Source organism: Tenacibaculum agarivorans (genome assembly GCF_001936575.1).
In the GTDB taxonomy this organism is placed as follows: domain Bacteria; phylum Bacteroidota; class Bacteroidia; order Flavobacteriales; family Flavobacteriaceae; genus Polaribacter; species Polaribacter agarivorans.
Genome location: NZ_MSMP01000001.1, coordinates 151,972 through 174,712 on the forward strand (window position 1 = coordinate 151,972; position 22,741 = coordinate 174,712).

At 31.7% G+C, this 22,741-nt stretch carries 14 protein-coding genes; 3 read left to right on the forward strand and 11 right to left on the reverse strand.

Annotation, left to right across the window (positions count from 1 at the left end):
• Positions 1 to 179 precede the first annotated feature (179 nt).
• From BVC87_RS00710 to BVC87_RS00740, 7 genes are all read right to left on the reverse strand, one after another.
• Entirely contained in the window at positions 180 to 935 is a 756-nt protein-coding gene (locus BVC87_RS00710; protein ID WP_075340416.1) for an energy transducer TonB, read from the reverse strand.
• Between the two features lie 109 nt (positions 936 to 1,044).
• Positions 1,045 to 1,770, reverse strand: a complete 726-nt coding sequence (locus BVC87_RS00715) for an energy transducer TonB (RefSeq protein ID WP_075340417.1) — start codon at positions 1,768 to 1,770, stop codon at positions 1,045 to 1,047.
• Between the two features lie 47 nt (positions 1,771 to 1,817).
• Positions 1,818 to 2,207 (reverse strand): VanZ family protein, encoded by a 390-nt coding sequence (locus BVC87_RS00720; RefSeq protein WP_075340418.1) that lies wholly within the window; start codon positions 2,205 to 2,207, stop codon positions 1,818 to 1,820.
• Positions 2,173 to 2,553 carry a glycine cleavage system protein GcvH gene (gene gcvH, locus BVC87_RS00725; RefSeq protein ID WP_075340419.1) on the reverse strand — a complete coding sequence of 127 codons (381 nt, stop codon included), beginning with the start codon at positions 2,551 to 2,553 and terminating at the stop codon, positions 2,173 to 2,175. The genes BVC87_RS00720 and gcvH overlap by 35 nt, the downstream gene beginning before the upstream one ends.
• A gap of 29 nt (positions 2,554 to 2,582) precedes the next feature.
• Entirely contained in the window at positions 2,583 to 9,830 is a 7,248-nt protein-coding gene (gene sov / locus BVC87_RS00730) for a T9SS outer membrane translocon Sov/SprA (RefSeq protein WP_075340420.1), read from the reverse strand.
• Positions 9,831 to 9,836: 6 nt separating this feature from the next.
• On the reverse strand, positions 9,837 to 10,418 hold the full coding sequence (ruvA, locus tag BVC87_RS00735; protein ID WP_075340421.1) for a Holliday junction branch migration protein RuvA: 582 nt from the start codon (positions 10,416 to 10,418) through the stop codon (positions 9,837 to 9,839).
• A gap of 75 nt (positions 10,419 to 10,493) precedes the next feature.
• On the reverse strand, positions 10,494 to 12,776 hold the full coding sequence (locus BVC87_RS00740) for an NADP-dependent malic enzyme (protein WP_075340422.1): 2,283 nt from the start codon (positions 12,774 to 12,776) through the stop codon (positions 10,494 to 10,496).
• 665 nt (positions 12,777 to 13,441) lie between these two features.
• Here BVC87_RS00740 and BVC87_RS00745 point away from each other — a divergent pair.
• Positions 13,442 to 14,053, forward strand: coding sequence for a PAS domain-containing protein (locus BVC87_RS00745; RefSeq protein ID WP_075340423.1), 612 nt, complete (start codon positions 13,442 to 13,444; stop codon positions 14,051 to 14,053).
• A gap of 107 nt (positions 14,054 to 14,160) precedes the next feature.
• On the opposite strand, the gene BVC87_RS00750 is transcribed toward BVC87_RS00745, so the two are convergent.
• Positions 14,161 to 15,033 carry an O-methyltransferase gene (locus BVC87_RS00750; RefSeq protein ID WP_075340424.1) on the reverse strand — a complete coding sequence of 291 codons (873 nt, stop codon included), beginning with the start codon at positions 15,031 to 15,033 and terminating at the stop codon, positions 14,161 to 14,163.
• Positions 15,034 to 15,174: 141 nt separating this feature from the next.
• Positions 15,175 to 16,107 carry a tRNA epoxyqueuosine(34) reductase QueG gene (gene queG / locus BVC87_RS00755; protein ID WP_075340425.1) on the reverse strand — a complete coding sequence of 311 codons (933 nt, stop codon included), beginning with the start codon at positions 16,105 to 16,107 and terminating at the stop codon, positions 15,175 to 15,177.
• A gap of 119 nt (positions 16,108 to 16,226) precedes the next feature.
• Here queG and BVC87_RS00760 point away from each other — a divergent pair, with 119 nt between their 5' ends.
• Positions 16,227 to 18,833, forward strand: a complete 2,607-nt coding sequence (locus BVC87_RS00760) for an AsmA family protein (RefSeq protein WP_075340426.1) — start codon at positions 16,227 to 16,229, stop codon at positions 18,831 to 18,833.
• A 474-nt stretch (positions 18,834 to 19,307) separates the two neighbouring features.
• Positions 19,308 to 21,770 carry a DUF5686 and carboxypeptidase regulatory-like domain-containing protein gene (locus tag BVC87_RS00765; RefSeq protein ID WP_075340427.1) on the forward strand — a complete coding sequence of 821 codons (2,463 nt, stop codon included), beginning with the start codon at positions 19,308 to 19,310 and terminating at the stop codon, positions 21,768 to 21,770.
• Between the two features lie 102 nt (positions 21,771 to 21,872).
• Here the strand turns inward: BVC87_RS00765 and BVC87_RS00770 are convergent, their stop codons facing one another.
• Positions 21,873 to 22,145 (reverse strand): DUF3817 domain-containing protein, encoded by a 273-nt coding sequence (locus BVC87_RS00770; protein ID WP_075340428.1) that lies wholly within the window; start codon positions 22,143 to 22,145, stop codon positions 21,873 to 21,875.
• 20 nt (positions 22,146 to 22,165) lie between these two features.
• Positions 22,166 to 22,738: an LOG family protein gene (locus BVC87_RS00775; protein ID WP_075340429.1), complete on the reverse strand. Its 573-nt coding sequence runs from the start codon at positions 22,736 to 22,738 to the stop codon at positions 22,166 to 22,168.
• Between the last annotated feature and the right edge of the window lie 3 nt (positions 22,739 to 22,741).

Genomic DNA, 22,741 nt, shown 5'->3' on the forward strand with positions numbered 1-22,741 from the left:
TTTATTCTTAAATTTTTAACATTTGTATATCACAACACCTAGTTAAAAAAGAACATAATTTATTTTTTATCCATTTTTTCGTATTTAAAAGTGTCAATTCATCAAATTATACGATTTCCTATAGCAATATTAACTGTTAAAAATATCTCTAAACTACATCGTTTTAGTGTTTGCAATTTTTACTCTACCATAAAAGCTATTGGTAAAGTATATCTAACCTTCACATTTTCATTATTTTGAACTCCTGGCGTGAATTTTGGAATCTTTTTAATAATTCTACTGGTTTCTTTTTTTAATCTTGGATGTGGAGCTCTAATTTGAATATCGGTTATAAACCCGTTTTTATCAATTACAAATTGAGTTAAAATCTTCTTCTTTCCTCGCGCTAATCCTAGATCATTTGCTAATTCTGTATCAAAATGACGCTGTACAAGCTTTTTCATCTTCTTTTCAAAGCAAATTCTATTCTCTGCTTCAGATAATCCCTCACAACCTTTAAAAACAGGTGCTTTTTGGACAAAAGACATAGAAACTGGATCGTCATTCTTATCAATATCCTCTTCTTCATGAATAGTATTTACATTATCTAAGAAGTTTTTAGTTTCTGAATCTTTTGGTTGTACCTCTGGTTCTACAACTTTTGGATCATCATTATCTACAACCTCTGGTGGTAGATCAGGTAAAACTTCTCTTCTTGGTATTCTTTCTTGAGGTTGCTCAATCTTTATTTCCTTTCGTTGCAAGATTGGTATATCATCAATATCGACAATATCTCCTCTGTGAAAGTCAAAAGTAGTTACACTAGCTTGTGCTTTTTCTGTTTTATACTCTAAGCTTAGAAATGTGACAAAGAGTACTAGTACCAAACCCAATTGCATAAAAATAGTTGAAAATTTTTCTAGCTGTTTTCTTGGACTTTTTTTTGGCTTTTTCATAATAAAATAGTTTTAAATAATTAGTATTAACTTAAAACTCCAAAAAACATGCCATAAAAAAAGCAGCCTTAAAAAAGACTGCTTTAATTTTTATCTGTAGAACTAAAAATTATTCTACATTGAAAGTAATTGGTAAGGTATACCCTACTCTTACTGGTTTTCCTCTTTGTCTACCCGGGATCATTTTAGGTAACTTCTTAGCTATTCTAATAGCTTCCTTTTTTAATCTTGGGTGTGGAGCTCTTGCATTTACACTAGTAATAGAACCATCTTTGTCAATCTTGAATTGAACATAGATTCTCTTTTTTCCTGGTGCTAATCCTAACTCATTTGCTAATTCAGCATCAAAGTTTCTTTGAACGTGCTTACGCATCTTTTTATTCAAACAATCTTTCTTTTGCTGATTAGTTCCTTTACAACCTGGAAATACTGGTACTTGCTCAATGATTGAGAAAGGTACATCTTCTACCACTTCCTCTTCCTCTTCTGCTTCAACAATCTCTTCAACTTCTACAGCTTCAGATTCATCAGTTTCAGTAGATTCAATCACCGTTTCTTCAACTTCCTTATCGTCTTCAACAACCTCTATTTTCTCTGGTGTTGGTGGTGGCGGAGCTGGTGGTGGTGGCGGTGGTGGTGGTGGTGCATTGATTACTAAAGTCTCTTCTTCAACTTCAGAACCTAGATCAGCACTACCTAATTCACCATAGTCTTTCTCGTATGTTTTATGCTCTATTCCTTTATAGGTAATAAATAAAGCCAAAACTAGACCAAGCTGAACGAATATCTTGCTATAATTTTCTAGATTAGATTTTGGATTTTTCTTTATTTCCATCCTTTTAGTTTTACTGGTTTGCTAATTTAGTTAATTTCTTCCAACATTTACAAGCTATTTAACATATTGATTAGTTTTTTTTCAATTATGCTAAAAATTAGTAAAGCTAAGAGTACTCCAAAGGTATTTGCGATCATATCATAATAATCAAACATTCTATAGTTTGTTAGTATTGATTGTAAGCATTCCATAAGTATCCCGTAGATGATACAACCTAGTATGATAATCGCTTTTTGCTCTCTTTTTATAAAAGAAAATAACCAAACCATAGTTAATACAAAATAAGCTATGGCATGTGCTACTTTATCTTTATACTTAAAACTAATTGTTGGTAATGTTGAAAGTTTCGCTAAACTTAATACTGCTATTGCTACCGTAATAGCTATAGCAAAATAAATTGCATTATCCTTCAATAAGCTTTTGATACGCCTCAGCATCTAATAAACCTTCTATCTGTGCAGTATCAGAAATTTTAACCTTTATCATCCATCCTTTCCCATAAGGATCAGAATTCACCAATTCTGGCTCATCTTCTAAAGTTTCATTAAACTCAATAACTTCTCCTGTTAATGGCATGAATAAATCTGAAACTGTTTTTACTGCTTCAACAGATCCAAACACTTCCTCAATTTCTACAGTATCGTCTAATGTATCTACATCTACGTAAACGATATCTCCTAATTCACTTTGTGCAAAGTCTGTAATTCCAATTGTAGCAACATCACCATCAATTTTAACCCACTCATGGTCTTTTGTATATTTCAATTCTGCTGGAATATTCATTGTAATTTTGTTTTAATATATTATTGTTTTTAATTTCCTAAAGTATACACTAAGTTAAATCCACCATTAATAGATTGTCTTGGGAAATTGGTAGATATAGCATAATCAAATGTATTATGGTTATAATAAAAAGATACCGTTAAATTTTGATTCAAATTATAATCTGCTAAAAACTTCAAACCAAACAAACGTTCTCCTCCTGTAATTTGATTATTATCTTCATCTATAGATCTAATTAACGTTAAATTATCTCGTAAAGAAACATCTGCTCTAAAATTAATATCTCCTTTTAATGTTTCTTTTTTCCCTGTAATTCTCGTTTTAAACTTAACATCTTTTATTCTATATCCTAGTCCTAATACATATTCAGTTCCGTTAATATCTGTCAATGTATTATTATTTAAGTTTAATGTTAAACTTCTATCCCTTTTAATTTCTCCTCTAAAAGAAAGTGCATTACGCAACTTCATATCTACTTTAATTAAAGGAGAAAATTCATCTATTAATGTTGCTGACGAAATTAATAATTCTGGTTGATAATTTCCTGAATTATTTACTGCCGTCAAATCACGGCTATCGTACTGTAAATTATTTGTATAGTTAAGAATACTGTATGAAGATTTATAACTGTGTGATAAGGTAAATGCAGAAAAATGCTTTTTGATCCACTTAAACTTCATTAATCCATTATATCTCATCGTCCAGTTTGGTAATGGTATATTTCTAAATAATCCAGTGTCTACTTTATTAGGATTTACCCCTGAATATGCAGCTAAAAATGCTGGTAACATTGCTTGCTGTCCTTCTTTTCTAAATCCAGCAAAAACTCCGTTAGGTTGTGCTGCTGTTTCTAATCTATCAGAAATTAATCTTCTATACCCAATAAATTTTTGATATAAGGCATCTCCATCTTCAAACATAGTTCCTAACATAAAATGACTAATACTGAAGTTTCCAGTTTCGAAAGCTTTAAGTTCTTCGTTTTGAGAAACACTGCCATCATCCCTTCTTATAATATCTAATTGTTGACTTGTATTTGATGTTTTTATTCTATTTCCTCTTAAATCAATAGTGAAATCTTTAAACGGTTTAATAGAGATATTATAGTCTAATTTATTTGCTTGTGTTTTTGCAAAGTTTTTATTAAAATATTCCTCATCATTTCTTCGTTCTACCAACCAACCATTTTCTATACCTTGTTGGATAATATCAGACTGACTACCAAAAACAAAACCTAATGATGGTGCTAAACCACCATTATAATTACTTCTACCTAAGAAACCAACAGAGGGTCTATATCCTTCTAATAAAGTTCCATTTTCTTGTGAGTAACCTATTTTTGCTCTTTTTACTGAAGTAACTACGTCATATACTCCCTTCAATAATTTCTTTCCAAAAGATGCATTTTTCTTTAGCTTTACCTTACCAGTAGATGGTTGTTTTTTAGCAACAGAAACGCCTCCTTTTTTCTTAGCACCTTTATTCTTCTTTTTCTTACTGAATAAAAGCTTATCAAGTTTTATAGTTTTGTAAAAGCGATTAAAATCTAACGTAGCGTTTATATTATGCTTATTAGAGTTTTGGATCATATTACCAATTTTATCTTCGATACTTACCTCCTTCTCAGCTCCAGGTATATCAGGATCAGGCTCAGTAATAGTACTTTGCGAAGCCGCTCTCCAGTCAAAGTTAGCTGTATATCCATAATCCGAAGAAATAAAGTTTAAGTATGGTAACTTATTAATTGGTAATTTATAGGTAGCATTTAAAGTTTGATGGTATTGATTTCTTCTACCAAAATTGAAGAACTTATCAAAAATCTCTAACTCTTCATCTGCTCCAAAACTATCGTAGATATAATTGTTCGTTGCATTAAAATTTAACTTTAATGAACGAGTCAAGTCGAAACCTACTGTATAATCCCAATCAAATAGAAACCTACGTTGAATTAATTCTGGTTGAGCTGTTAACCCTTGAATTAAATTTCTTGATTGCTGTAGATTATAATTTCTATTGATTTTTGAGTTAATCGATAAGTTATTAGGAACTGGATTAAAGTTTAAATCTTTTATAAACTTCCAATATTTTCCTTTTAGTTTTTCAGATTTTTTAAATGGTTCTAAAACCCAAGGCGCAAAATTAAAATTATAACTCACTCCCGCCATCAAATTTTGGTTTACAAACCTTTCAATATTATAATCTTTGTGAAATTCCTCATTAAATGAATAAGATACTGCAACGTTTTCTACATCATAAAATTTAGGCTTTTTATCACTCTTAGGATTTCTATTTTTCTTAACATTAATAAAGCTGATGCTTTTTCTTCGGGTATAATCTTGGGCATTTTCAGCGTTTCTTTTTACCTGATCAGATCCAGATTCTATAGCATCGGCTAGCTCTACGTCTTGGTACTGAGGGTCAAATTTAGGATCTATAAAATGTTCTCCATAGCTATAACTCATAGGCACTTGCATATTCCATTTTTTAGGCATCATTTTTCCTAACTGAATATTCGTAGATACACTATATTGTTTGTTTTCTTCAAGGCTTCTTTCTTGTACACGTTGATCTACATTACCAAAACCAACCGTAGACATTCTACCTGCTAAAGCAACATCTGCCACATCTGCAAAATTAGCATCAGCATTTAATACGGCTGCCCATCCTCCTTTATTATCAAAACCAACAGATCGTAATTCGTTAAACCAAACTTCAACACTTCTTTGAGTTGATGCATTATTTTTTACCCCTAACATTACCGATCTAATTTGAGCCAAAGTAGGATTACCTTTTACTCTTAGGATTAAATCATCATTAGGCGATTGACTTGGGTCTGTGTATAATTGTGTTACCAGATTAGGGTCATTTGCTCCGTCTCTTTGTAATTTCAGCTTTGCTAATTGACCTAAAATAACATCTAAATTATTTGCTTCTGGCCATACATCTGCCTGATTTGGACCTCCAGGTGTTGATATTGGATTTGGAGATTTAGTTAATCTTTTTTCAATTTGATAATAGTTCTCAGACAAGTCCGTTCCTAATCGGATAACTGCAGATACCTCTCCATTAGTAAATGTAGATCCCGTTACTTCCTGAGCATGTAAGAACATTCGTAAATTTTTATAGCGACGAAGATCAATACTAATATTCTTAAAAATGAATCGTGTATCGTCAGGTGCTAAATCTGAAACTTTTAATGTAGACGATTGCTCATTTTGGCGTTGAATTCTATTTGTTCCTTGTAATTGTTCTCTAGGTATACCTGGCGGAAGTTCGTAGATATCTCTATTTTGCTCTATACTTACTACTCCAACTTCAAAATTGCTTAAATCTGCATCTGATAAATCATTATTTGGATTATCTTGTTGTTTCGTATATCTTCTCCAATCTCCTCGAACTAACTCCAACTCCGCAAAACGTAATACCACTGGCATATTAAATCCTGTTAAGTACATACGCATAAAACGAATACTATTAAAATCTGTAATTCCTCCTATTTTTCTCGCCAAAGCTGTACGTACTGGAATTCTAAATTGATACCAAGTTGTTCTTCTTGGACTTCCATCAGCTAACGTAGTTTCTCTTGTTTCTTTAGAAACAATGAAATTATTCTGACCTATTTCTAAATCATTAGACTTTAATGATAATTCATATTCGAAATATGAACTTACCGCATCCATCGTTTGATCTCGGTTTAAATCTTCAGTATCTGGATATGTATTTGCTGATGTAGGAAAACTCTCATTAGATTGGTCTATGGTTGGTGAGTTTCCTTGAGTTCCGTTAAAATCTTTATATCGTGTTAAAATAGAAGCATCTACTGCATCTAACTCACTTCCTCTAAAAAATTGGAAGTTATCTCCTGCAGGGTCATCTAAACTAGCAAAAGCCGGGTATTTAGCTTTTTCCTCTTCATCATTTAGTCCGTCTAAACCAACATCTTGTTGTGCTCGTTCATCAGGATCAGCACTAAATGCATATAAAATAGAAGGGTTCTGTGGAACTTTTGCCAAATTAGTTTCTATTGTAGGTGCAGGGTTTTGAGTTGTTGATAATCCATTTTCGAATTGCTTTTGAGAATCTCTTAAAATATCTTCAGAAATTCTTCCTAAATTGATACGTAACACCCCTTGATTAATAGGATTTGTTGGATCTACACCAGACTGTAATCCTTCTTCTGGACGAATCGAATATCCTTCATAAGGGTCCATTAACCAAAATTGAATATATTCTACGTTAGCTTGTTCAAAATTATTAACCGTAGTTAAAGCACGCATAATTCCTCCCCAGTTGTTTGCTGCATTTTGAGTTGCTGGATCAAAATCTCCAGTGGTTTGATTAAAGTTATACGGTCCCCTTTCATGTGGGAAATATGCTAAGTCAAGTGTTCGTACTAAGTTTAACTGTGTAATATCTAAATCAGTATTAGGGAATAATTCCGAAAAACTAATTTGTCGTGTTTCATTTCTTGACAATTCTATATCATCAATATTTGTTGGTCTATTCGCTGTATTCGAATAAAATAATTGATCTACGTTATACCAAGCTAATTTTGCTCTCTTAAAATTATACGCAATGTTATCTGTTGACCCTCCATTATAACTATCGCTTCCTGTTCCATCATCAATAGGTGTACTTGCTAAAAACCATTGTTGTGGAGAACCTAAATTGATAGGAATTTGTGTAGCCTCAAAATCATCTAAATACGAAGTTGCTGTACCATTTACATCTATACCGCTAGGTGAACCTGGCAATAAATATGCAAAATCTCCACGTACAGACACATTAGAAGGTGCATCAGTTTCTACAAACGGTAATTTATTGGCTAACTTGGTTAAATACGGTACTTCTGTGGAGAAATCAATATTTAATCCTAACATTACATTATCTATAGGCTCCGCTCCAAAGTTTACTTTAGGCGTTATAGGACGTTCTGTTACATTTATAAAAGTACCTCCAAGAATAAAGTTTTCATTAAAACGATGTTCAATATCAACTCCTAAGAATGTTTTTCGTTGCTGATTGAAGAACGTATTATTTTCTACAGAAGCATTAATTGGAACTCCTGAAGCTTCTAAACCTGGATCTAAAATTTGTACTCTTCCTAATTGGTAATCTACTACATAATCCACTCCTTCAACTAACGTTCTTCCTTCTGCTGTAACTCGTACAGATCCACGAGGTATGTTAAAGGCTCCTAAAGAAATACCTCTACTTGCTTCCGATTTAAAATATCCTTTTAAGAAGAATTTATCTAAATTTTGAAAATCATTTTGTGCTTGGACTTTAGTAGTTAAATATAAATCTTTAAACACAAACCTACCTTGGTCTCCTGCATCTGTTAATTTCGCTTCTAAATCTTCTCCGAATGGTTCTGGAGAAGGGAAATAAATTAATCCTCGTGCTGAATTCACTGTAATTCCTTCTACATAATCGAAGAAACCATCTCCATTATCTACTTTAAATTGACTTTGATCTAACTTATCAATATCAAAAAGATTCAATAAGGTTCTGTTATGAAGGTCAGTTGCATTAGCACTTTGTAACGTATTCTGTAAAATCCCTGTACCATCATCACGATACAATAATTCAAATCTAAACCCTTCTTGACGTAAAGGTACTGCTCCTAAAGCATAAACGTTTTTCATCATTAAACGCCAAGTTGGAAAAGCTAGTGACTGATTTGGTGCATCTCTTACGGTTTTCAAAATTTCACTACGTAGCAACTTTACCGCAATGTTTGAAGGTGCATTAACCCCATCATTAGAAAATTCTCCTACTTTAAATATAGTTTCGTCAACTCGTCCTCCATTATTTTGAGCTCCAACTACGGTATACTCATAAGCAACGGCTAATACTTCACCATCATTTAATCTTCTATTTAAAGATATAAACCCTAACTGCGGATGTAATGTATATTCATTCGATTGTAATTTTCTTGCATTCTGTAAGTACGAGTAATCAACACCTTGTGTCATTTGTACTGGTAATGTTCCGTCTAATGATGCAACATTTCTAATTCCACTGTTTTCCGTTAGTAGTGAATTCAAATCATTTACACCATTATAGGGTAAATTTTTATTGACGAGTGATCCGTTTTCACGAGTAGAAATACGAATAGGATCGTTAATCACATCTACATAACCTTCTTGTGGTGTACCTGCAACAAAGTTTGAACTAACCATACTTTCAAGTTCAGATTCTCCAAGATCGGCCAAAGCTACTATACTTCTAAAATCAGTAACATTTTGATTTCTGTTAGTGATCCATACCTCAACTCGGTTTATGGTAATTGGACTATTAATTAAAGGATAATTTTTTAATGCATTTTGATAGTTCTCTCTAAAGAATTGTCCTAAAAAGAAGTGACGATCATTATCATAATCAGTAGCTCGTAGTTCAAATTCTTCCACTACCGAACCTCCTTGAGCAGTAACCGTTCTTGGTTGAGAATTTTGCTGCGAAAACACCGTTTTAATGGTTGTTTTTCCAAATTGAAAATCTGCTCGAACCCCAAATAAGGCTTGAGCTCCGTTAATTAATGAGTTTTTTACAGGTAAGTTTACGTTACCTGCATCTATTTTTTGGATGATATCGTCTTCAGTAGGTGTATATTCTAATCGGATAATATTTTGAAAGTCAAAAGTAGATTGAGTGTCATAATTTGCGGTAACTTGTAACCTCTTTCCTACTTTGGCTTGTAAACTTGTACTTATTTGCTGATCAAAATCGAAAGTAAAGCTACTTTGGTTTTCTACAGATACTACTGGATTTTCTGTATTTTGATAAATTCCTCCTAATTGAATACTAATTTGCCCTGAAGGAATCACCTCTACTTCACTACCTCCAAAAACAGATTCGAAAAACTTAGAGTTTACATAGTATTTTGGCAATAAATTTTTTCTGGCTTTCTCGTTTTTTTTATTGGGATTTGCAGCATCTATTTTTTCTCTAAAGTAGGTCTTTACATCATCTTTAAGTTTGTACTTATCATACTCTCTTGGTGTGAGGTAAATTGGAGTTCCAATACGGTAATTCCCGATTTTTTCAATGATTACAAACTTATTTATAGACTCATCATAACTAATTTCAGTAGTTGTGGGATTGTTTAAAAAAAGATGTGCTTTTTGATCAAATTTAAAGTTATACTTTAAAGGTATAACGGTATCCTTTTTAATGGAAATGGTATCTTGCTTCTTAGTGTTTTGAGCAAATAAAACTACATTTACTAGCAACGCAAGTGCTGTAAAACATTTATTCCGAAAATTTTTTTTCAACGTTTATTACAAGTTTTTTAATGCCTTTTTAATCAACTCTTCAACACTAGCTGATGGCAATTCTTTTAAAATATCATTCACAACCTTACCCGCCTGCTTTCTAGCAAATCCTAAAACCTCTAATGCAGATAACGCTTCTTCTTTGTTTGTATTGTTTTCAGTTACAGAAACTTCGTCAATATCAAAGGTCTTTAGTATTTTTTGCTTCAAATCAATAATCACACGTTGTGCTGTTTTAGCTCCAATTCCTTTTACTGATTGAATTACTGCTACATTTTCTGATGCAATAGCTTGCTGAACTTCTTCAGCTGTCATAGAAGACAACATCGTTCTGGCAATACTAGGACCAACACCTGATACTGAAATCAGTAACTTAAATACTTCACGTTCTACTTTATTAATAAATCCGTAAAGCGTATGCGCATCTTCTCTAATTGATAAATGCGTATACAAGGTTATATTTTCATCTGCGGGGATAGAAGAGAATGTATTTAATGAAACGTGCAATAAGTAACCCACTCCATTACAGTCAACAACTACATAAGTAGGATTTTTTTCAACAAGTCTACCTTTTATTTGTGTAATCATTGCGCTCTCTTAACAGACGCCTAAAGTAGTAAATTTTTTACGATTGTAAAACCAATACTTTAGGCCCTTGTTATATTATTTTGTTTGTGCTTTTTCTCGTTCTTGTGCATCTACAATTGCTACGGCCGCCATGTTCACCATTTCATCTACACTAGCTCCTAATTGTAATACGTGAACCGGTTTACTTAACCCTAATAAAATTGGACCAATAGATTCAACTCCATTCACTTCTTTCATTAATTTATAAGTAATATTAGCTGATTCTAAGTTTGGAAAAATCAAGACATTAACTTTTTGTCCATTTAACTTAGAAAACGAAAATTCTTTAGACAGCATTTCTGCATTTAAAGCAAAGTCTGCTTGTAATTCTCCATCTACTATTAAATCAGGATAATTTTCGTGCATATAAGCTACTGCTTCTCGAATTTTAGCTGATGTTTCTGATTTTGTTGATCCAAAATTTGAGAATCCTAACATCGCTACTTTAGGCTGCATACCAAACATTCTTGCAAGTATGCTTGTATAGCGTGTTATTTTTGCTAGTTCTTTTGCAGAAGGGTTGATATTTACCGTAGTATCTGCTAAAAACATTGGCCCTTGCTTGGTTAGCATTAAGTTTGTAGCCGCTATTTTCTGTACACCTTTATCTCTATCTACTAATTCTAAAATAGGTTTTAATACCGAAGAATATGGTCTAGAATATCCCGTAATTAAAGCATCTGCTTCTCCTTCATTTACCATCATAGATGCAAAATAATTACGTTGACGCATCCACTTTTCTGCTTCTAATAAGGTCATTCCTTTACGCTGGCGCTTTTCCCATAATAATTTCCCAAAACGTTTGATACGATCAGCTTCTTCTGGTGCTTTAGGATCTATAATTTGTACATCAGCATCAAAACCTAATTCTTCTTTTAATTCAAAAATAATTTCTTTATTTCCTAAAAGAATTGGGTGTCCTAACTTTTCATCATATACACGTTGTGCTGCTTTTAACACATCTAAATGATCTGCTTCTGCAAACACTACACGTTTCGGATTGGTTCTAGCTCTGTTATGCAGGATACGAACTTCTTTACTACCAGAACCTGACCTATCCATTAATTCATATCTGTATTTTTCCCAATCCTGAATTGGCTCTTGAGCTACACCACTTTCCATAGCCGCTCTCGCAATGGCTGGTGGAATTTCATAAATTAATCTTGGATCAAAAGGTTTTGGAATGATGTATTCTTTCCCAAAAGAAAGACTTACTTCATCATATACAATATTTACTTGCTCTGGTACAGATTTTTTAGCTAATTCTGCTAATGCATGTACCGCTGCCATTTTCATTTCTTCATTAATCTTAGTTGCCCTAACATCTAAAGCCCCTCTGAAGATAAATGGAAAACCAAGTACATTATTCACCTGATTTGGATGATCTGATCTACCTGTAGCCATAATAATATCATCTCTAGTGGCTACTGCTATATCGTAATTGATTTCTGGTTCTGGATTAGCCATGGCAAAAACAATAGGGTTTTTAGCCATAGTTAATAACATTTCAGGACTTACCACATTTCCTTTAGATAAACCAATAAACACATCTGAATTTTGCATCGCTTCTTCTAATGTATTCAAATCTCTATCTGTAGCAAATTCTGCTTTTTGAGGTGTTAAGTTATCTCTATCTTTTCTGATTACTCCTTTACTATCGCACATCACCACATTTTCACGTTTAGCTCCTAAGGCTAAATATAAACGTGTACATGAAATAGCTGCCGCCCCTGCTCCGTTAACTACAATTTGTATATCTTCAATATTTTTCCCATTGATTTCTAATGCATTTTTTAACGCAGCCGCTGATATGATAGCTGTACCGTGTTGATCATCGTGCATTACAGGAATGTCTAATTCTTCTTTTAAGCGTCTTTCAATTTCAAAAGCTTCAGGCGCTTTAATATCCTCTAAATTGATTCCTCCGAAAGTTGGAGCAATTGCTTTTACTGTTTCTATAAATTTATCTACATCAGTAGCATCTACTTCAATATCAAAAACATCAATATCTGCAAAGATTTTAAATAATAATCCTTTCCCTTCCATTACAGGTTTTGAGGCTTCAGGACCAATATCACCTAAACCTAAAACTGCTGTACCGTTAGAAATTACAGCTACTAAATTTCCTTTTGCTGTGTATTTATAAACATTGTTTTTGTTTTTAGCAATTTCTAAACATGGCTCAGCTACTCCTGGCGAATAGGCCAGTGATAAGTCGTGTTGCGTAGCATACTTTTTAGTAGGTACTACTGCTATTTTTCCTGGATTTGGCTTAGCGTGGTATAATAAAGCTTCGCGTCTTTTTCTAGATTGACTCATACATTCTTAGTTGATGATTGGAAAAACAAATATAGGTTTTTAGTTGGTTGAGCAAAAAGTTTATGGATAGTAATCAATATGTAGTTACTAATTGTCTATTGATGAAAGGTATCTATTAGTAATTATAAAGATTATCATTGAAATCTTTTTTTAATATTGAAAAATAAAGACTTACACTAACATTCAAAATAAACTATATTTCCTCTCCTTTGTCTATCATATGACCAAGTTATAAGGATTCGTACTTTTTATAAGCTTCCTGTTCATTTTTTTGCTTGTCCAAAAAAACCCTTCGACTTCGCTCAGGATAAACCAAGCCAAAAAAAGACACTTCTTCAATGAATTTTTTAGCAAATGCTAGAAACCAAATTTCATTTCTAAAATCTCTCCAAGGCTTCGAGATTTCTTAACAAAATCAAATTTTACTCTGCGAAGAAGATTCAAAAGCGCTGCTTTTAATCGCTTTATAACATATTCAGTTATTTAAAATTCTTATCAATAGGTCGTTTTCTAGGTGGCATGTCATTACAGTTGTTTCACAAAATTTTTGTTGAGGATTTTAAAAGATACTATTATTTTACAATGCATATACTAAAAATGACAAATATCATTTTACATTTTTCTATTCTTCTTAAACTTTGTATCACTAATTTTAATAACCCGATATGAATACTATAACTACACCCCCGACAATTATAAATGAAGAAATTACATGGGATACAAACAAAACTATTGTAAGTAAAACTGATGTGTTTGGCACTATCTTATATGCGAATGATATTTTTTCTGAAGCAAGTGAGTATAGTACTTTAGAGTTAATTGGAGAACCTCATAATATTATTAGACATCCGGACATGCCTAAAGTTACTTTTACATTATTATGGCAAGCATTAAAGAATGAAGAGAATTTTCATGCTATTGTAAAAAACTTAACCAAATATGGAAAATATTATTGGGTAATCACGGATTTCACTATCGATAGAGATGATACTGGAAAAGTAACTGGTTATACTGCAAGAAGAAAATCTGTACCCAAAAGCGTTGTAGAAAAAATAGCTCCTTTGTATAAAACCTTATTGGATATTGAAAAAAATAAAGGTGAGAAAGTAAGTGAAATGTATTTTCATGCGTATCTCAATGAAGAAATTGGTAAATCGTATGATGATTTTGTTGTAGATTTATTTGAAGAGGAGTCTAAGAAAGAAAAGAAACTACAAAATAAAGCCAAACGAATTAAAGGGCTACAATGGTTTTTCTTTAGTGAGTATGAATCATAAAATTTTGTCTCCGTTGGTGCAGTCGACAAGTAATTTGTTAAATAATTTAATGAAGTTTCGACTGCGCTCAACCAGACATCCTCCTAACATCATTGCTTTTACTCCGTTTATATTCTTAATTCGAAATGGTTTTCAATAGTATTCTCTTTTGTTTTATCTATAAAGCAAATTCCCCATTGATAAACATCAAATGAAAGGTCTATTCGATTGCTCTTATAGATATTTGACCAAGCATTTTTCATACCCTGAGACCAATTGATATCATCAAAAATCACAATAGCATTGTCAGACAAATATGGATACATCATATTGAAATATGTTTCTGTAGCTTCTTCATCGTGATGACCATCAATGAACACAAAATCAATCAACTTGTTTTTATCTAGAATACTAGGTAGTACTTCAGAAAATTTTCCATTGATTATTTTATGATTTGAAAACTGAAAGTCTGTTAAGTTTTTATTAGCGAGTTCTGCTTGTTGACTTGAACCTTCTATACTCGTCAAAAAACCTTTATTATTAAGTTGTAATGCGGTAATTTGGTATGCAGCAGAAACCCCTAAACAAGTACCTAACTCTAAACATTCAGTAGGTTGAAACGTTCTGATTAATTTAAAAATTAAATGCCCCCACTTTCTTTTACTAGAAGCCATTTTATGAATGTATGAAATCTTTTCCGTAGTGATAACTCCATCTTCTTGTGTTTGTTGACTTCTATCAAAATCTGGTTCTCCAGCCCCATAATCCACTACATCTATCCTCTCAGAAGTATTTGCATATTTTTGTTCTAAGGCATATACTTTTGTTAAAGCTCCTTCTGATATTTCTTTTCTTGAGATGACTTCTTCAAGAATTAGCGCCATTTTTTGAACCCGAACATCATTGTGTTTTTTAAGCTGTTGAAGTTCTTTTTTAGTTTTAGCTCTTCCTTTTTCTCTTGCTACTAAAAATTGAATTTTCTGTATTATTTTTTGTATCACTTATTCTTTTTTAAAACTAAATATATACACATAATTACTAAAATTAATTGAATAGTGATTTGGGATTTTTGATTTACAATGATACTTGGATGTAAAATTTAGGAGACATATAGTAAAATCTCTAGATTTATAATTCTTAAATCAAAGCTTCTCTTTCAAAAACTGAATATTCTTGGTTAATCCTGAGAATTTTGCTCTTTTTACCGCAGATTTTTTAAATACTTTACCAAAAGTTTCTTCTGTGAGTTCTTGCCAATCAGAGGTAGTCATATCTAACATATTTTCTTTTGGCTGAAACAGTGGTTCTTGGTGGGCTTTGGAGAAACGGTTCCATGGACAAACATCTTGACAAATATCGCAACCAAACATCCAATCTTGCATTTTGTTTTTAAATTGATTAGGTATATTATCGCGTAATTCAATGGTTAGATAGGATATACATTTACTACCATCCAATTGGTTATTTGGTAAAATTGCCTGTGTAGGACAAGCATCAATACATCGTGTGCATTTTCCGCAATGATCTGTAGTAAATGGCGCATCATAAGCCAATTCTAAATCGATAATCAATTCTGCTAAAAAGAAAAAAGAGCCTTGTTTCTTTTGTATTAATAAAGTATGTTTTCCGTTCCAACCCAAACCTGCTTTTTCAGCCCAAGCTCTTTCTAGTACTGGAGCAGAATCTACAAAACAACGTCCATTAATTTCACCTATTTCTTCTTGTAAAATTGCTAATAACTCAAACAGCTTGTTTTTAATTACATGATGGTAATCTTCTCCATAAGCGTATTTTGCAATTTTATAACTTTCTTCAGTCTGCTGTTCTTCAGGAAAATAATTATACGATAACGAGATTACCGATTTTGCACCATCTACTAATAATCTTGGATCTAAACGCTTATCAAAATGGTTTTCCATGTATCGCATTTCTCCATGAAAACCATGTTGCAACCAGGCTTCTAATCGTGGTGCCTCTTCTTCTAAAAAGTCCGCCTTAGCTATACCACAAGCTAAAAAACCCAAGCGTTTCGCTTGTTCTTTAATAAAGTGTGAATATTCTTCGGTTTTTTTCAAAAAATTAAACTTTTTATTAACTGCAATATTAGGGATAACTTTTAACTTTGTGGTGTTATCACTGTGTTTGATTCCAATAAATCACTGGTGTAAAGCGTTTTAATATAAACTTTAGCATTATGAAGAAAATCCTCAAAATTTCAGCCATTAGTTTCGTAGTTATTCTTATAGCTTTAATTGCTATTCCTTATTTATTTCAAGATAAATTGGTTGCGCTAATTAAAGAAACTATTAATAACAATGTAAATGCAAAAGTAGAGTTTTCTGATGCTAATTTAAGTTTTCTAAAAAGCTTTCCTAAGGCTTCTGTAGAACTAAGCGATGTATTAGTTACCAACTTTGCTCCTTTTGAAGGTGATACATTAGTATATAGTGAGCGTATTCAATTAAAATTAAAACTTACAGAGGTTTTCAAAAGTACAAGTGAAGGATTACACCTTAATTCTTTTGCTATGGATAATATACTAGTAAATGTTAAAGTGGATGAAAAGGGAAATGCTAACTATGATATTGCTAAGAAAGAAACTTCAGACAAAGTTGAAGAGGAAACAACACATAGTGCTAGCGATTTTAGTTTATCGTTAAATTCATATGGTTTTTCTAATGCTACTATAAAATACAGTGACGCTCAAGGAAAAATGAACGTAGTACTTTCAGATTTTAATCATTCCGGAAGTGGAGATTTTTCTCAAAAAAACACAGAACTTGATACTAAAACTACTACTAGTATTCTATTTGAAAAAGATGGAAACGCTTTGGTTAATAATCAACATTTAGATTTAAATGCTGTATTGGCTTTAGACTTAGAAAACGGAAAATATTCATTTTTAAAAAACGAAGCGCATATTAATCAACTCGCTTTAATTTTTGATGGATTTGTACAATTACATAAAGATAATAGTCAAGAAGTACATTTAAATTTTAAAACACCTTCTTCAGATTTTAAAAACTTTTTAGCGTTAATCCCTGAGCAGTATGCAAAAAACATTGCTGATGTTAAAACTACTGGAGACTTTAGTGTAGTGGGAAAAATAGATGGTAAAGTTACCGAAACTACTATCCCTAAAATTGACGTTACTATTGCCTCAAATAATGCTTCTTTTAAATACCCTAGTTTACCTAAAAGTGTTGAAAGTATTCGAATTAACACACAAATTAAAAACACTACAGGAAATGTAGATGATACTTTTGTGAATTTAGAAAGGCTAGCTTTTAAAATAGACCAGAATGAATTTAGTGGAAAAGCATTAATCAAAAACCTAACTAAAAATCCGTATATCAATTCTACAGTAAACGGAAAAATTGATTTAAGTCATTTGAATGATGTATATCCTTTAGAATTAAAAAATAAATTAAACGGTGTTATCACGGCTAATTTGAATGCTAGTTTTGATATGGATGCCGTAAAAAACAACAAATACCAACGTATACAAACAAATGGTAAAGTAGCTATTGCTGATTTCTTATTTAGTGGAGATGCAATGGCTAAACCTTTACAGATTAATGAGGCCATAGTAGATTTTAAACCTACTAAAATATCACTAACTAATTTTGATGCGAAAACGGGTGATAGCGATTTAAAAGCTACGGGTACATTAAACAATTTACTAGGTTTTTTACTATCTGATAAAAACTTAGAAGGAAGTTTCAACCTGAACTCTAATTCTTTCAAAGTAAGTGATTTTATGGTTGCGGGTACTGAAGAATCTCCAACTTCAGAAGAAGAAAAAACCGAAGACCCAAATGCTCCAAAGGAAAAATTAAAGATCCCAGCTTTCTTGGATTGTGTGGTAAATGCTTCTGCTAAGGAGGTGTACTACGATAACTTGAAATTATCTGATGTAAAAGGAACATTAATTATAAAAGACGAGAAAGCAACTTTAAAAGGTGTAAATGGAAATATGTTTGGTGGAAACATTGCGTTAAACGGTGCGGTAAATACTAAACCTGAACAACCTGTTTTTGATATGAACATGGGTATTAAATCGTTTAACATCAGTGATTCATTTAAACAAATTGAATTGTTTAAAATGTTATCTCCAATTGCAGATATATTACAAGGAAAATTAAATACTAACGTGAACTTAGCTGGGAATTTAAATGATGACTTTACACCTAATCTTAAATCTGTATCAGGAAAAGCTTTAGCTGAAGTATTAGCAACCAATGTAGAACCTAAAAACTCAAAGGCATTAAGTTTATTGGATCAAAACTTAGGATTTGTTGATTTAAAACAATTGAATTTAAATGATATTAAAACCAATTTTTCTTTTGAAAATGGTAAGGTAAATGTTAAACCTTTCAACGTAAAATACAAAGATATAGATATTGAAATTGCTGGTGGACATAGTTTTGAACAGCTGATGGATTACAAAGCTACATTTAATGTTCCTGCAAAATATCTTGGTTCTGAAGTGAGTAGTTTGTTAGCTAAACTCGATCCAAAAGAAAAAAACACAAAAGTACCTGTTACTGCTAATTTTTCAGGAAGTTTTACTAATCCTTCTGTAAAAACAGATTTAACTTCCGCAGTAAGTAACCTGACAACTCAATTAGTAGCGAAACAAAAAAATAAGCTTATAGACAGCGCTGTATCTGGATTATTAGGCGGTAAAAGTAACGACACTAAATCTTCAGCTACCGATACTAAAAAAGACAATACTGCTGATAAGGTAAAAGATGTATTAGGAGGCTTATTTGGAAAAAAGAAAAAAAAGAAAAAATAATTTGTTAAATATTGATTTTCAGAGTTTTATTTTTTATATTTATGTAAATTAATTTCTATCTAATTTAGAAAACAAAAATCCCCCAATGATGAGAAATTTATACTTTCTTTATTATACTTTGTTTCCAAAACAAGTATTATTAGTTTAACTACGATTTAGCTAATTATAATCCTTTTTTATAAAGATTATAAAATCATTCTATATCATTTAATGTTAGAAGCATTACCTGGGTTATGTAAAAATTACGTGTATTCAATTACAGAATGCAGCGTTAAGTTACCTTAATAGTCCCTTTTATTAGCAGTAGTAATGCGTATGTAATTAGTCCCTTACTGAAAGAGTACAATAGCACCAAAACAAAGCCCCTTGCTATTGTACTCTTTTACATTCCTCCAAGTTGGATTCTTTAACATTTCCTAAGTAAAATTTCTAAATAATTACTTTAAGTTTGTCATTCTTTTTAAAGGACTGATAATGAACAAAATTACACTGCTACTCCTATGCTTATTTTCTTATACTATTACAGCTCAAATTAAAGGTAAGGTTATAGATAAAAATAATGCTCCTTTACCTTATGTTAGTATTTATTTGGAAAATTCATTGGCAGGAACCACCACAAATGATGGAGGGTTTTATGAATTAGAAGCTTCTAAAAAAGGGGATTATACTGTAGTGTTTCAAATTTTAGGATTTAAAACCATAAAAAAAACGATAACTGTTACTCAATTCCCTTTTGAATTGAATGTAAAAATGACTGAAAAAGAAGAGCTATTGGATGAAGTTAATGTTTCTTCAAAAGAAAATCCTGCTAATGCTATTATTAGAAAAGTCATCGCAAATAAAGAAAAAAACACCAATAAATTAGGAAAATACACTGCTGATTTTTACTCTAGAGGTTTATTTAAAATTAAAAACGCTCCTAAAAAAATATTAGGGCAAGAAATTGGTGATTTAGGAGGCGGATTAGATTCTACACGAAGTGGTATCATTTATCTATCTGAAACTATTTCTAAAATCTGGCACCAGAAAAAACCTCAAAATTTTAAAGAAGTTATTGTCGCTTCTAAAGTTAGTGGTAGAGATAATGGGGTATCTTTTAATAGAGCTGCTGAAGTGAATTTCAGCTTGTATAAAAATCTAGTTCCAGTAGCAGAAACAGATCTTTTTTCTCCTATATCTAATTATACCTTTAGCTATTATCGATTTAAATTAGTAGGGAGCTTTTATGATAAAGGAGGGAAATTAGTGAATAAGATAGCTATTCTACCTAAACGTAAAAATGATAGAGTTTTTTCTGGTTTTATATACATAGTTGAAGAAGACTGGGCTATTTACGGAGCTGACTTGGAAGTGACAGGAGCGCAAATAAATAATCCAGCTATAGATGTTTTACATATTAAACAAAACTACAATTATGAAACCAATACTGGAATTTGGGCCTTGATTTTACAAACTATTGATTTTAAAATAGGTTTTTTAGGGTTTAATTTTGATGGCCGTTTTTCCGCTTCTTATAAGAACTATAATTTTCAACCTATATTCTCAGAAGATACTTTTGGTAAAGAAATCTTATCTTTTGAAAAGAATGCTACCAAAAAGGATACTGTATATTGGAATGAATTAAGAAGTGTTCCACTAACCTTAGAAGAGCAAAAGGATTATGTTGTAAAGGATAGTATAAAAATAGTTAGGCAATCTAAAAAACATCTAGACTCTTTAGATACTAAAAACAACAAATTCAATTTAATGTCTCCCATTTTAGGATACTCCTATCAAAACAGCTATGAAAAATGGGCATTTAATTTCGACGGATTTTTAGAAAATATAAGTTTTAATACGGTTCAAGGATTCAATATCTCCACTCGATTTTCATATAACAAACGAATAAACGATAAAGGGAATCAATGGAGTACGGGTATCAAATTAAATTATGGCTTTTCGGATCAGAGATTACGTCCTTCTTTCTATTATGCAAAAAGATGGAATAACATTAATAAACCTAAATTCTCTGTCACTGGTGGTATAGATGTAGTTCAGTTTGATGAAAGAAACCCGATAAATCCGCTACCTAATTCTTTTTACTCTTTATTTAACAAACGAAATTTTGCCAAACTGTACGAGAAGGCTTTTGCTAAAGTGAATTTTTCTCAAGAAGTGTATCCTGGTATTGAAGTATTTTCCAATCTTGAGTTTGCGGATAGAAAACCATTAACCAATACTACTGATTATTCTTTCCTCAATAGAGATAGAATCTTTGAAACTAACAATCCTATTGATCCTCTATCGGTAAGTCCTTCTTTTACTCCTCATCATATTTTTAAAGCTCAAGTAGCCACAACCATAAATTTTGGCAGTAAGTATATTAGCTATCCAGATTCAAGGTTTACGGTAAGAAACACTAAATACCCAACGCTAACTCTAGGATATAGAACAACATTTGGGTCTCAAAATTCAAATTTTCATTCTAATTTAGTGTTCAGTAGATTATCGCAAAGTATTCGTTTGGGCAATTTTGGAGATTTTGATTATAATATTAGAGGAGGAATGTTTTTAGAAAAGAAAGACATCCCTTTTATGGATTACTATCATCCTTTAGCCAATGAAATAGATTTATCACCTTCTGATCGTTTAAGCAGCTTTTTTGAAATGCCTTACTATGATTTTAGCACTAATGATGCTTATGCAGAGTTTCATACCCAACATAATTTTAAAGGTTTTTTACTCAGCAAAGTCCCATTATTAAACAAACTGAACTTTCATACCGTTATTGGAGCTAAAAGTTACATGTCTGCCGATAGAAAGCCATATTATGAATATACTATTGGCTTAGATAATTTAGGATGGGGAAAATGGCGTTTTCTACAAATAGATTATGTACAATCCTTTTATAACGGAAATACTGAAACTGGTTTTGTTTTTAGGTTTGGCCTGTTTTAATTAGGCTGTTGGCTGTTGGCTGTTGGCTGTTGGCTGTTGGCTGTTGGCTGTTGGCTGTTGGCTAGTATAAATTTTTCAGTCTAGTTTTTAAGTTGAAAACTTTTATTTTTTCAAATACTTTCCTACAAAAAAAGTTCCGAATGGAATTATAGATAATAAACAAACATTTATAAACTCTTTGTTTGTCCATTTGAAATCAAATTTAAGAACAATTGCTAAAGCTATATATAACATGAAGAATAACCCATGTGGCATACCTAACCATTTTACATATGTAGGATCTTTATATAGGTATTTTATAGGCGTAGCAATAAACAATAAAAGGATATAAGATATTCCTTCTAACCAACTTACAATTTTGAATATTTGAACCATACTATAAATGTATTTGACAGCTACTTATCTACTTTTGTAGCCTTGAAGTTTTTCATTTTAAACAATAAATCATCGATATTATTACTAACCAACAACATATCCTTATTCACACCTTTTAAAAAGCCTTTGTCTACCATATTAGAAAGTAAACCTATTAAATGATCATAAAAACCATTTATGTTTAGTATTCCTATTGGCTTTATATGCAAACTTAATTGTCTCCATGTTAGTATTTCAAAAAGCTCTTCAAGTGTTCCATATCCTCCTGGAAGCGCTATAAAACCGTCTGCCAAATCACTCATCATAGCTTTTCTTTCATGCATAGTATTTACAAAACTTAAGTTTGTTAATCGTTCATGAGCAATTTCTCTAGACTTTAAAAAATTAGGTAATACTCCCATTACATTCCCTTTTTGGCTTAAAGCTCCATCTGCTAAAGCTCCCATTAAACCAACATTTGCACCACCATACACCAAAGCTATTTTTTCTTCCGCTAATCGTTTACCTAAAAGCGTAGCTTGATCTTTAAAAATTTGCTCAGTTCCATCACTAGAACCACAAAAAACAGCTATTGATTTTATTGCATTTTCCATTTC